9 protein-coding genes are annotated in these 12,737 nt (G+C 42.0%); 5 read left to right on the top strand and 4 right to left on the bottom strand.

What is annotated here, in order from left to right; all coding sequences use genetic code 11:
* Positions 1 to 43: 43 nt before the first annotated feature.
* A complete protein-coding gene (locus PN499_RS25760) occupies positions 44 to 1,051 on the bottom strand; it encodes a methyltransferase domain-containing protein (RefSeq protein WP_272035900.1) in 1,008 nt (335 codons plus the stop codon).
* 578 nt (positions 1,052 to 1,629) lie between these two features.
* Here PN499_RS25760 and trxB point away from each other — a divergent pair.
* Complete coding sequence (gene trxB / locus PN499_RS25755; protein WP_272035899.1) at positions 1,630 to 2,997, top strand: thioredoxin-disulfide reductase; 1,368 nt, start codon at positions 1,630 to 1,632, stop codon at positions 2,995 to 2,997.
* Between the two features lie 125 nt (positions 2,998 to 3,122).
* Positions 3,123 to 4,004 carry an ABC transporter permease gene (locus PN499_RS25750; protein WP_272035897.1) on the top strand — a complete coding sequence of 294 codons (882 nt, stop codon included), beginning with the start codon at positions 3,123 to 3,125 and terminating at the stop codon, positions 4,002 to 4,004.
* Positions 4,005 to 4,184: 180 nt separating this feature from the next.
* On the opposite strand, the gene PN499_RS25745 is transcribed toward PN499_RS25750, so the two are convergent.
* A complete protein-coding gene (locus tag PN499_RS25745) occupies positions 4,185 to 7,079 on the bottom strand; it encodes a GUN4 domain-containing protein (RefSeq protein ID WP_272035895.1) in 2,895 nt (964 codons plus the stop codon).
* 10 nt (positions 7,080 to 7,089) lie between these two features.
* Positions 7,090 to 7,413, bottom strand: coding sequence for a hypothetical protein (locus PN499_RS25740; protein ID WP_272035893.1), 324 nt, complete (start codon positions 7,411 to 7,413; stop codon positions 7,090 to 7,092).
* A 54-nt stretch (positions 7,414 to 7,467) separates the two neighbouring features.
* Between PN499_RS25740 and PN499_RS25735 the strand changes: the two genes are divergently transcribed.
* Positions 7,468 to 10,518 carry an O-linked N-acetylglucosamine transferase family protein gene (locus PN499_RS25735; protein ID WP_272035892.1) on the top strand — a complete coding sequence of 1,017 codons (3,051 nt, stop codon included), beginning with the start codon at positions 7,468 to 7,470 and terminating at the stop codon, positions 10,516 to 10,518.
* Between the two features lie 111 nt (positions 10,519 to 10,629).
* Positions 10,630 to 10,794 (top strand): hypothetical protein, encoded by a 165-nt coding sequence (locus PN499_RS25730; protein ID WP_155523378.1) that lies wholly within the window; start codon positions 10,630 to 10,632, stop codon positions 10,792 to 10,794.
* A gap of 175 nt (positions 10,795 to 10,969) precedes the next feature.
* Here PN499_RS25730 and PN499_RS25725 read toward each other — a convergent pair whose 3' ends face one another.
* Positions 10,970 to 11,143 (bottom strand): hypothetical protein, encoded by a 174-nt coding sequence (locus PN499_RS25725; RefSeq protein WP_272035891.1) that lies wholly within the window; start codon positions 11,141 to 11,143, stop codon positions 10,970 to 10,972.
* Between the two features lie 353 nt (positions 11,144 to 11,496).
* Between PN499_RS25725 and rpoD the strand changes: the two genes are divergently transcribed.
* Complete coding sequence (rpoD, locus tag PN499_RS25720; RefSeq protein WP_007356811.1) at positions 11,497 to 12,672, top strand: RNA polymerase sigma factor RpoD; 1,176 nt, start codon at positions 11,497 to 11,499, stop codon at positions 12,670 to 12,672.
* Positions 12,673 to 12,737 lie beyond the last annotated feature (65 nt).

Genomic DNA, 12,737 nt, shown 5'->3' with positions numbered 1-12,737 from the left:
TCCTCTTTCCCTAGCCCCTAGCCCCTAGCCCCTAGTCCCTTCTTCAATAATTCCAATACCGTTCCGCTGTCCAATGCCGATCCGAAGATTGATAAATTTTTACGCTTTCTAACTTGGCAGATTGTATCATAACTTCCACTTCCTCTCTGGTAAACGCTGCCTGTAGAGAATCACTAAATAATTTTTGCTGATGGGGGTTGCACTCCCCTGCATACATCTCTACTAAATTCTCTTTTGTTTCCTTGTCAAAAGGTCGAAGTAAATCTCGCAGGAGTATGCCGCCATTGGGTTTGATCACTCGCTTCAGTTCTGCTAAAAATGGTAAGGGATCGGGCAAGTGGTGGATAATACTATTGGAAACAACCAGATCGAAGTGATTGTCTGGATAGGGCATTTTTTTTGCGTCTATCAGCTCTAACTGAATTTGCGATCGCATCCCTGCTTTTTCCACATTTTCCTGACCCACTTTTAACATATTTGCTGACAAGTCGATGCCGATTAGCTGCCATTGGGGCCGCATTTGACACATGATTATCGGGATACGAGCCGTACCTGTGCCAGCATCCAAAATTTTACCCGCTATTGGCCCTAATTTTATGGCAAGTTCGGCAAAATCTGTATTGACTGCTGTGAAATCCATTGAGTCGTACTCAACGGCTTCTTCCCAGGTATCCATTACTTCCGGTTCGAGCACTCGCTGCATAAAATCTTTCTGGCTATTTGGCAGTTCGATATAGGAACTGAGTTTGGCTTCTAAAATCTCTATTAACTCAGGTTCCATATAATCGTAATTATCGGGGATATGCAGGCAAATAATTTTCTTTCCGGCTAGACTTTCTCTAAATTTGCTGCGAAGGCGATCGCTATGCCGCTTCTCCATCACAAATATTAAATCTGCCCACCCAATTATCCCTTCTGTAACTCTGGTTCTTGCTCCTTTTTCTGTGCCTGCTGATTTGACTGCATAATTACTATTTTCATACATCTTTTCAGCCGTCAAGCTTCTTAACTTGTTCTGGCTACAGACAAATAATATCTTAGTTTTCTCCATTTTTATTTACCTTTTACCTATATTAATCGTAACGCCGCCCTCTGGGCGGTAATTGACTGCAAGCGAGGGCGGCATTACCTTAAAAAGTATAAAATAATAACATAAAAGTGCAATCTTATCAAATCAGCCAGAGAAATCGCAATAATTATTTACAATTTGATTGCGATTTTTGCATGGTAGAAATTTAATTTTTGCATAGGTTGACTTGGCTGATTGGACAGTTTGAAGAGGGTTTCAGAGGATTTTTTGCTTTTTGGTTTAAATTTAATATACTGCTCCCTTGATTATGAAAATCATACCATAGCCCTCAAACGCTGTAAATACGTCGAATAATTGAGAATAGTGTCAATAATTTCTGTAGTATTTACATTTCTTAATGATTTCAAAATTTTAATATTTAAAACAAGTAAGCAGTTTTTATTATTTATCCTTATCATTTGTGCCAAAGTCTGCCTTAAAAAGTTTAAATGTGGTATAGGCGCTGAGTAAATCAAACATTTTCGGGAAAAAGCGATCGCATCCTCAGAATCCGCTATAATCAGAATTAAGCGAAGTCGTTATGAGTTTGAGAAAGAACTATGACCAACCCAACCGTAGAAAATTTAGTGATTATCGGCTCAGGGCCCGCAGGCTACACAGCCGCGATCTACGCAGGCAGAGCTAACCTCAAACCCGTAGTCTTTGAAGGCTATCAACTGGGCGGCATCCCCGGCGGTCAATTAATGACCACCACCGAAGTTGAGAACTTCCCCGGTTTCCCCGAAGGGATTACGGGGCCGGAATTAATGGATCGGATGAAAGCTCAGGCAGTGCGGTGGGGGGCCGAACTCTACACCGAAGACGTAATTTCCGTTGACTTAAGCGATCGCCCGTTTACAGTCCGCTCCGAGGAAAGGGAAATCAAAGCCCACACCATTGTCATCGCAACGGGAGCAACGGCAAAACGGTTAGGCTTGCCGAGCGAACACACATTCTGGAACAATGGTATCTCCGCCTGCGCCATTTGCGACGGTGCGACACCAATATTCAAGGGTGTTGACTTGGCTGTAATTGGAGCAGGTGACACGGCCGCCGAAGAGTCAATTTACCTGACCAAGTATGGCTCTCACGTACATATGTTAGTGCGGCGGGAAGAGATGCGAGCTTCTAAAGCCATGCAAGACCGGGTTTTGAGCAACCCCAAAATTACCGTCCACTGGAATACAGAGGCGGTGGATGTTTTGGGCGTGCCTGGAAGTAAGATGGATGGCATCAAGATTAAGAACCTCAAGACGGGGGAAGAGAGCGATTTGCCTGTTAAGGGCTTGTTTTATGCGATCGGTCACACGCCTAATACTGAGATTTTCAAAGGCCAGATCGACTTGGACGAGCTAGGTTATATTGCGACTCGGCACGGTGGAGTAGAAACTAGCGTTGAAGGCGTTTACGCTGTCGGCGATGTCCAAGACCACGAGTTTCGGCAAGCGATTACTGCTGCTGGTAGTGGTTGCATGGGGGCAATGTTGGCGGAAAGGTGGCTATCGGCGAAGGGCTTGGCTCAGGAATTCAAGCAACTTGAGGAATCCGAAAAGCCCGTTGAGAAGCCTGAAAATAAAGTTGCTCAGACTGAGGAAACTTTCGATCTAGCTGCGACACGGCATTTAGGGGGTTATGCTTTACGGAAGTTGTTTCACGATAGCGATCGCCTAATTATGGTGAAATATTCCTCTCCCACCTGCGGCCCTTGCCATTCGCTGAAGCCGATTTTGAGTAAGGTAGTGGATGAGTTTGAGGGTAAGATCCACTATGTGGAAATTGACATCGTGGACGATCCAGACATTGCTGAAAATGCTGGTGTCATGGGAACGCCGACGATTCAGTTTTTCAAGGATAAAGCTTTGGTGGAAGAGTTGAAGGGGGTTAAACCTAAGAGTCTGTATCGCCAAGCGATCGAGAGTAATCTGTAATAGTGTATCATAAGAAGTTTTGTAGGGGCGGGTTCGCCTAGATATTTGATAAGTATCGACAAATTCTATAAACCCGCCCCGCCCCTACAATTCCCATGCTTATAGCAGGTTAATTGTAGATAAAGATGACATTTACTAAACTTAAGCTACCTAAATTTTTACACTTTTCAGGAAAATCTACCCTCTCAATGCAAATGATGTGGGTAGGCTTAGTCATTACCCTATTCTTCGTATTGACAGCTATACTATCACCAACTTTCCAAGCTTGGGGATGGCTGCAAAATCCTACAGAATTTCTCGCCAACCCCATCCACGAACCTCCATCAGCGAGTCATTGGTTGGGTACTAGCGGTCAAGGTTACGATGTTTTTTCCCGGACAATTTTTGGTTCTCAAGCTGCTTGGCAAGTAGTGATTTTAGCTACAGCGATGAGTTTAGTTATCGGCGTACCGCTGGGATTAGTTAGCGGTTATTTAGGGGGAAAATTAGATAAAACCTTGCTATTTTTAATGGATACACTCTATACCTTACCTGGTTTATTGCTATCCTTAACTCTAGCCTTTGTCGTAGGTAGAGGTATATTTAATGCCGCGATCGCCCTTAGCATCTCCTACATTCCCCAGTATTATAGAGTAGTGAGGAATCACACTACTAGCGTCAAAAATGAATTATTCATTGAAGCTGCACAAGCAATGGGTGCAGATACTTGGACGGTACTCTCTCGCTACCTATTTTTGAATGTCATTCAAAGCGTACCAGTTTTATTTACCCTTAACGCGGCTGATGCGATTTTAACTCTGGGAGGTTTGGGATTTTTAGGGTTAGGATTACCGGAAGAAACGGCCGAATGGGGGCACGATTTGCGTTTGGCCTTGGAAGCGTTACCTACGGGGATTTGGTGGACGGCTTTTTTCCCTGGTTTGGCTTTGACTTTGATGGTGGTAGGACTTTCTTTGTTGGGAGAAGGATTGAATGAGTTTGTTAATCCTCGGTTGCGGAATCAATAGAAAAAGCCACTCCAGAAAGGTTTAAATGTACAATAGCTTATGTAGTTTACTTCTGGAACTCATAGCTTAATGACATTCCGTCAGTGCTAGGTATTGAGTTAGGGAAAAGCCGATGTTTTCGTAGAAATTAGCACCAAAAATAAGCTTGACAAATGGGCTGAAATTGTTATATCTTAAAGGTTACAAGTCTTTGCGCGAGAAAAGAGAGATAAAAGTCTTTCGGCGAGAAAAGAGAGAACCCCATACACCTCCCATCCAAAACCCCCCCCAACCCCGTTCACCATCATCAGCGACCAGCGCACGCGGCCAGCGAGCGCACGCGAGCGCCGGGAGGTGGCCACAGAAAGTGGTGGTATCAAATGTTAGGTTCTCATAGCTCAACCAATTTTCTTCTCCATTTTCTTTCCTCCATCCTACTTTATCACCAAATTTTTCAAATATTTCATATTCTGCATCTCGATGTCCGCCCACACTTTCCCAGATTCGGTTTTGAATGCTGAATCCAAAATGTCCTTGACTGTTATCAACCCAAAGCCGATCGATCTGGTTGAGGGTTTCGCTGGGAAAGTTTCTGCATAGTTCATACCAATTTTTATAGTCTTGCTGCACCATCACTTGATAAAAAATCCAGGCAGTTTCCTCGTCAGCTTTTCTCCATTCTTGTTGACTTAAATAAACCTCTAATTGACGGCAAAGATTCTCTGTTGATAATTCATCTTTTAGTTGTCTCAGTTCTGATTCTAAGGCTATATCTGCTTCTGAATTAAATTGAACTGCCAACATCTCATAGAATCCCTGTCTGAATCGTTCTAGATTTTCTCGATCGGCAAACAATAACCGAAAAATCTCCTGCCACTTTTCCTTACTTTCATTTTGTTTGTTTCCCCATAACTGATATAATTTTTCATAAGCTTTCTTGTACAAAGAATAAAATTTTTGTGCTTCAGGAAGTCGGATATGGGGAATTATACGAGGTAAAAGTCGAGAGACATGAAAGACTTGATTTTCTTCTTGAACGTGAGGACTGATTTCCATGAGTCCTAGTTCTTTCGCCCGTTTTAATTGCTGTTGGTAATTAGGAAGAGCAGCACAAACTACTTCTAAAGCTGTCATCGGCACAGGAATTTCATAGATTAGGCAATGGCTAAGAAGCCGTTGTAAAGGCTCATCAATAAGCTGATACAGTTCCTCCCAAATAATTTTGTCTTTCCACAGATCGGGACTTTGTTCTAGTTCCGTTAATTTAGCTGTTGCATCTGGCTTACCTAAAACTTCATTATTAAGAAATTCCAGTAAGCGAGGATTGCCATCGGCTAAACTTAGCGCTCGATCGCGTATATCTTTAGAGAGCTTATCAGGACTAAAATGTTCTAGGCGTTTCAGCTTTTTAGTTAATTCAGCTTTTTTAAAAGGTTCTAAACCTTGTAAGAAAAAATAATTCAATAAATTAGAATCAAACTTATAGCGACAGGTAATTAAAATCCGATGCCCAGTTCCCGTTTCTTGGATTGCCCAAACTAATGCTGCCAAAATTGTGGCGACTTCAGGCTTAAGGATGTAGTCAGGCTTAAGGATGTATCGATCTTCACGGCGTTCGAGATTCCATTCAAAGTCATCAAGAATCAGTAAAAATGGTTTTTCTCCTCGTTCTGCTAATTGACTAAATAAGTAAGCTAACCGGGATCTTAGTGGCTGGCTATTTTCTAGATAAGGGATTAGGTCTAGTTGTGAGGGATTAATTAATTTCTCCCTGAATTTCCTAATCAAATAAGCTTCATCAATTTGTTGCTCACACACAACTTTTTGATGTTCAGGTAGCCTATCCAACAGTCGAAAGGCAATGCTACTTTTTCCCCATCCCCCCATGCCTTGAATTAATACCCCTACTTTGTCATTATCTACCTTCAGAGTTCGCAAACAGTTCTGTAACTGGCGGCGGCGACCGACAAAATCTTCTCTCCTCACCACTCTTAACCGCTGCTCATCATCCCTAAATTCGATTGTGGTCGGTTTGGGTAATTGTTTTCGTCCCCTTGTGTTTTTAGGAGTTACTAATGCCTGGGGTAAGATATCTGCTACATATAACCGTAATTTATGCCAATCGCGTGCCTGTTGTTTAATCAGTGTTTGATAGGTAGAAGATAGTGCATCTGTAATCGCTTCCCCCTGAGACAAAAGACAATAAAATTTACTCGCCGCCGCTGTTGCATCGGTATCCCGGACTCTTTCTCCCCATCCTAAAACTGCTGTTCCTCCCATCCTTAATAATTCTTCAGCCATTGAGGGAATTGTCTCATCAGAAGTATAACCTGTCCGGCAACCAGAGAGGAAAATTAAAAGCGGTAAGGGGGATCTCAGCGCATCACAAATTTCGTCGGTAATGCTATCAACTCGGTTGCCATATTCATCTTCAGTCAAAAAGCAGGGTTTTTCCCCATAATGAGTCGCATGGCCTGTTAAATGAAAAACATCAAAATAACCTCTTTCATATTCTCGAACCACATAACTCAATTCAGTTAAACAACCACTTTCTTCTACTCTCAAGTTCACTCGAGTGCGCTGGGTTGTCTCTAAAATTTGCCCTTCCTCAGCTTCATAATCTAATTCCGGTTCAACTCCCAAAGGAGAAGTCGCCATAAATAACAGATTAAGAGGTCGATTTTGCGGAGAGTTGGCGATCGCAATCGGTTGACCATTAGACACCCACCGCACCGGAATAATTGCAGGTTTTTTCTCTACCAAGAAACAATTCCCATCATGCAACAATTCCCAAGGCAACTTTGCCAGTCCTTTATCAGTCGCGATCGCAATTACTAACCCTTCCCGATGGGACTGAGTTAAGGCATTAGCTAAAACGCGATCGCTCCGATCTAACCAGTTGTAGAGCGCTCTTCCAGTAGTAGCATAATCCACAGGGATACGAGTATAGTAATCTGTTTCTGCTCGATCGCCTAAATCTTTAATTTCAGCCAGAGGCAATGTGTGTTCTTTGCAATCAGCACGATTTCCCCAAAAGTATTGCAAAGAAGCATAATCCTTGCCCTGTTCTCTTAAACTGATGTGAAGGATTTTCATTGTTCCTGTACTAATCTTCGAGAATCTGCTGAATCTGCTCTACTGTAGCATCTTTGAGCAGCAAACGACGATTATTAGAACCAATAATTAGAGCTTTCTCAATTCTTAAGTTTGCCTTTGCCCCTTTACACTTCTGATATTTCTGATACCATTCATATATCTCTTTAGCAATTGTCACCGTACCACTGGCAATCGTCACAATCGTAGCGATAGTAGCTAGTGTTCCTTCTCGCTCCACTTCATCCACTGTTTCATAACTACCTTGAAGTCCTTCAATTCTCAGCAATTCCTCAGTAGCGCTCACAGCATCTTGACCCTGGATTTCAATTTTCACTGGTGTACCTCTTGATATAATTAACTTGTCGCTCGTCTTCTGTTTCCGCAGGCTATGGATTATCAGCAATTCTTTGCACAACTCTCAAGCTTATACGAAAACTGGGAAAGTCCACAAGCTTACCCCAAATCTCCCCAATTTCAGCAAATAATCAACCAAGTTGAAACCACAACTACAGCCAATGTGATGCAATTACTAAACTTGGCTGTAGAATGTATGCCAAGTAATGAAGTTTACTGCGAAATTGGCAGTTTCCAAGGTGGAAGTTTAATTGCCGCAATGCTAAACCATCCCGAACATACAGCCTATACTGTCGATAACTTCTTAGAATTCGATCCTTTTGCGGATAACTTTGATAACTTAGCTGAAAACCTCTCTAGCTTTAATATTACAGAACAAGTCCTATTTTGCAATCAAGACTTTGAGGAATTTTTCTCGAACCTCCGAGAGATGCAATCCGCAGACAAAATTGGTGTATATTTTTATGATGCTTCTCCCGATTATCGCTCTCAACTATTAGCTTTACTTTTAGCTAAACCTTTCCTCGCTGACGAAGCACTTATTATTTTAAATAATAACAACTCGGCAGCAGCTCGTCAAGCTAACTGGGATTTTATCGCCGCCAACCCTCAATGTCAGCTATTACTAAATTTCTCCACACCTGAATTAACTAACTCTTGGAATGGTTTACAAGTTCTTAGCTGGAATGTCAATCAAACCGATAATTACGATTGGTCAATTTTTCAGCAAGTCCGCAAGCAAACAGTTATTCAATCAATTTATGAGTTGCAGTCAGATTCAAAAAGAGAAATTGCACACAATCTCTACAATCAGGCTTTAATATTATATCAATCGGGCCAATTTACCGCAGCAGAACAGAAATTCAAACAAGCTTTACGCTGGAATCGAAATCAAGTAGAAGTTTGGCATCATCTCGCTATAGTCTATTATATGACAGAGCGTTATCAAGATGCACGAGATATATTGCTCAAATCTTTAGAAATTGATTCCTCTCAAGCTATCCAACATTATACATTAGGGTTAGTCTTTGAAAAACTTGGAGATTTTACTCAAGCTGTCTTAGCTTACCAAGAAGCTATCGCACTCAATCCTAACTATGTCGATGCTTACAATAACTTAGGTAATATTTTCTTCAAAGTCGGCCGCCTTAGTCAAGCTGAATCAACTTATCGTCAAGCAATCGCAGTTAATCCAGAACATTATGGGAGTTATTTGAATCTGGCTAATATACTATTAGCACAACAACAAATAGATGCAGCCATAGTCGCCTCCGAAAAAGCTCTACAATTAAAATCAGATGATGCGGAAATTATTGCTGCTTTAGAATTTATCCGCCATCTCAAAACTGACAAAAACCAAGCATCACTTTACTTCGGGAATGATTGCTATCAACGCGGTGAATATCAAGCCGCAATCAATTACTATTGCCAATTCTTAGCCAATCAAGCAGGGAATTTAGAATTATACTTTGCATTGACCGACTGTCACCAAAAACTCGAACAATATCCAGAGGCTATTCAAGTTTACCGTAACGCTATTGACATCTATCCAAAGGTAGCAAATCTTTACCGGAACTTGATTTCAGCTTTGATAGAATCTGGTGACACGAAAGCAGCGATTACACTTGCCAATCACGCGGCTACCTTATTTTCTGACGATTGGTATTTTAACCCCGGACAGTTGTTAATTCTCCCTGTTATTTACGAAAATTCAGAGGAAATTACCACTTATAGGAATCAGTTTACTCAAGGGATACAGCAATTAATTCAACAAACTAATCTTAACACAGAATTAGATCGGCAAAAAGCCTTAGCATTAATCAGTCAACACACAAATTTTTTCTTAGCCTATCAAGGTGAAAATGACTTGGAAATTCAGCAACAATACGGTGAATATGCACATCGTGTCATGGCGGCTAATTATCCCCAGTGGGTACAACCTTTACCCGTCCCCCCTCTGAGTAAAACTGGAAAAATTCGCATCGGTTATATCTCTGGTTGTCTTTGGGGACACACCGTTGGCAAACTAAGTTTAGGCTGGCTGCGACATCATGATAGTAGCCAATTTGAAATTTATTGCTATCAAATTAATGAAACTCAAGACCAATTTACCCAGGAATTTCGACTATACAGCGATAGTTTCCATTATATCCCTGGCAATTTAGAGCTAATCTGCAAACAGATTATTGCTGATAAGTTGCATATCCTTGTTTTTATCGATCTCGGTTTGCAAGCACAAATGACTCAGCTTGCGGCCTTACGACTAGCTCCAATTCAGTGTACAACATGGGCACATCCAGTAACTTCAGGACTGCCAACCGTCGATTATTTCCTCTCCAGTGACTTGATGGAACCAGAAAATGCCACAGAACATTATTCAGAGAAATTAATCCGCTTGCCCAATATTGGAATTTCCTACACAAAACCAACTATTCCTATTCTAGAGCAAACTCGCTCTGATTTTAACTTGCCAGAAGAAGCTGTTGTCTATCTTTGTTGCCAAACTCTTTGTAAGTACCTCCCTCAACACGATCGCATCTTTGCTGAAATTGCACGGCAAGTTCCCCAAGCTCAATTTGTCTTCATTTCTCGACCAAATGCTGAAATTGGGAAGCTATTTCAAAGCCGCCTCCAACAAGCTTTCACTCAGTATGGTTTAAACAGCAAAGACTTCTGCGTGATTTTACCTAGACTAGCTCAGAAAGCTTATTGGAATCTTTATATTTTATCAGATATTTTTCTAGATACATTTAGCTGGTCGGGTGGGCATACAACTTTAGATGCGATCGCCTGCAATTTACCCATTGTCACCTGTCCAGGGAAATTAATGCGTAGTCGCCATTCTTATGCTATTTTAAAAATGCTAGGCATGACACAAACCATTGCAAAAAATGAAGTAGAATATGTCAAAATTGCCGTCCGGCTAGGAATTGAGGCACAATGGAGGAATAGTATCGCAGAGCAACTGATGCAAAGTCATCATTATCTCTACGATGATAAAAATTGTGTAGCAGCCCTTGAGGCTTTTTATCAGCGTGCAGTACAGGAAGCTCAATTAGCAACTTCCGATATTTCACCTGGTTAAAGCAACATTTTACTAGCAAAACGCTGATTAGCACAAAAACTCCATTCATGCGATCGTACTGTCCGAGCCTTCACCCTGTCAGTGCCTTGAAGCACGAGAAAAGGAAATAGAATGGGAGTGACTTCCGAAATTCTACTGAGTATAAGTATTAAAATATATACTTATCATCCTCCTCAACTCGTAGTTTTCAGACACGAGCCAAATCTGAGCAACTTTTCACTCTTGGCAATTGCAGTCTATAAACAGCAATTGCGATCGCTGCTATTGCTCAGATGAGAAGGTGACGTTAGAAACTTAACGTGACTTAACATTAGAATCAACCCCAAATTCTTAAATTTGAGCTAACTTAACACTATCAAGCCCCTGTTGCACGATCAAATCCGCAAGGCTTCACTTGGGGTAAATTTCGGCATCCAGTTCAGAGTTGCCGACTCGCAACCACAGCTACCAGTTAGATCGAATCGTAAATCGCGTATGAGTCAATCCAGGGAGACAGGGTAAAAATGGGTGTATCAATACTGCCACGCAAAATAGAAATTACAGCCAGCAGGCAACTGTCTGCTAGTGATTTAACTAAATTTCCCGCAGCAGTTCCCGGAAATATTAAACAACCGGCCATGGTCATCCCATTTTGGGAATAGTTCAAGAAGACAGCTTGAACAACATATTATCTCTAAAGCCAATCGCTCCGAAAGCAGACTTTCCACAGCAGCTTTTATTTTCCTACTGGCAAACAGCGTGCATTTTTTGTGAGAAAGGCTACAATCGGAAAGGTCTTGGCAAAATCCGAGAAAAAAAACCTCGACGCTTTTACCCAACAATGTTGAGGTGCGAGCGATATATTTTTCTGTCATCATCAAGTAAGCAGAAAAATACCACTAAAATTGAGGGGTGAAACCCTCACCAAACTGTCTAGACACAGACAGACAATGTTCACTACTTATTAATTCTTCGATTCAGGAGCATGAGGAACGCGGCATGATCCAGACTAACAACGTACTCGAAACCAAAATTCAACCTGAGATTGAAACTATCGAGTTACTCGCGAACGCCCGGGGCGTTCTGCCTGAGAGTGAAATAGAACTCTTCATCGACGACGAAGGAGACGATCGCGAAGACTTTTTAGATGCTCAGCCTGAAGAGGACGACGCTAAGTCTGGCAGCAAAGTTGCAAAAGCCCGTCGTCGGGCTCAGGCGAAAAAAAAGCACTATACTGAAGACTCAATTCGCCTTTATCTGCAAGAAATTGGTCGGATTCGACTGCTGAGAGCAGACGAAGAAATTGAACTCGCCCGCAAAATTGCTGACTTGCTTGAATTAGAACGAATTCGAGAGCAACTTTGCGAAGAATTAGAGCGAGATCCCAAAGATAATGAATGGGCTAATGCTGTGGGTATGCCACTGCCGGCGTTTCGCCATCGGCTGCATTTAGGTCGGCGGGCAAAAGATAAAATGGTGCAGTCAAACCTGCGTTTAGTGGTTTCCATTGCCAAAAAATACATGAATAGGGGACTGTCTTTCCAAGATTTAATTCAGGAAGGTAGTCTGGGCTTAATTAGGGCCGCTGAGAAATTTGACCACGAAAAGGGTTATAAGTTCTCAACCTATGCAACTTGGTGGATTCGCCAAGCAATAACTAGAGCGATCGCAGATCAATCGCGCACAATTCGTCTGCCCGTTCACCTTTACGAAACCATCTCCCGGATCAAGAAAACTACTAAACTCCTCTCCCAAGAAATGGGCCGCAAACCCACAGAGGAAGAAATCGCTACTCGCATGGAAATGACCATCGAAAAATTGCGATTTATTGCCAAATCTGCACAATTGCCTATTTCCTTAGAAACTCCGATCGGCAAAGAGGAAGATTCTCGCTTGGGAGACTTCATCGAATCCGACGGCGAAACTCCTGAAGATCAAGTTTCTAAGAACCTTTTGCGCGAAGACTTAGAAAGTGTTTTAGACACTTTAAGCCCTCGCGAACGGGATGTTTTACGACTCAGATATGGCTTAGATGACGGGCGGATGAAGACGTTGGAGGAAATTGGTCAAATTTTCAACGTCACTCGCGAACGGATTCGGCAAATCGAAGCCAAAGCATTGCGTAAGTTACGTCATCCCAACCGGAATAGTATTCTCAAAGAGTATATCCGGTAATATTTTCTTCAAGCATCCTCCTATAGAGCGATCGCTATTAGAGCCAGAGATGCTAGCTCTAATAG

It is taken from the genome of Kamptonema animale CS-326 (assembly GCF_028330895.1).
GTDB classification, from domain to species: domain Bacteria; phylum Cyanobacteriota; class Cyanobacteriia; order Cyanobacteriales; family Microcoleaceae; genus Kamptonema; species Kamptonema formosum.
The sequence above is the reverse complement of the archived record's forward strand: the minus strand, read 5'-3'. Positions and strand labels throughout refer to the sequence as shown.

Coding starts and splice junctions, on each gene's coding strand:
- PN499_RS25760 (WP_272035900.1), bottom strand. CDS start 1,051: ATGGAGAAAACTAAGATATTATTTGTCTGTAGCCAGAACAAGTTAAGA.
- trxB (WP_272035899.1), top strand. CDS start 1,630: ATGACCAACCCAACCGTAGAAAATTTAGTGATTATCGGCTCAGGGCCC.
- PN499_RS25750 (WP_272035897.1), top strand. CDS start 3,123: ATGACATTTACTAAACTTAAGCTACCTAAATTTTTACACTTTTCAGGA.
- PN499_RS25745 (WP_272035895.1), bottom strand. CDS start 7,079: ATGAAAATCCTTCACATCAGTTTAAGAGAACAGGGCAAGGATTATGCT.
- PN499_RS25735 (WP_272035892.1), top strand. CDS start 7,468: ATGGATTATCAGCAATTCTTTGCACAACTCTCAAGCTTATACGAAAAC.
- PN499_RS25730 (WP_155523378.1), top strand. CDS start 10,630: ATGGGAGTGACTTCCGAAATTCTACTGAGTATAAGTATTAAAATATAT.
- PN499_RS25725 (WP_272035891.1), bottom strand. CDS start 11,143: ATGACCATGGCCGGTTGTTTAATATTTCCGGGAACTGCTGCGGGAAAT.
- rpoD (WP_007356811.1), top strand. CDS start 11,497: ATGATCCAGACTAACAACGTACTCGAAACCAAAATTCAACCTGAGATT.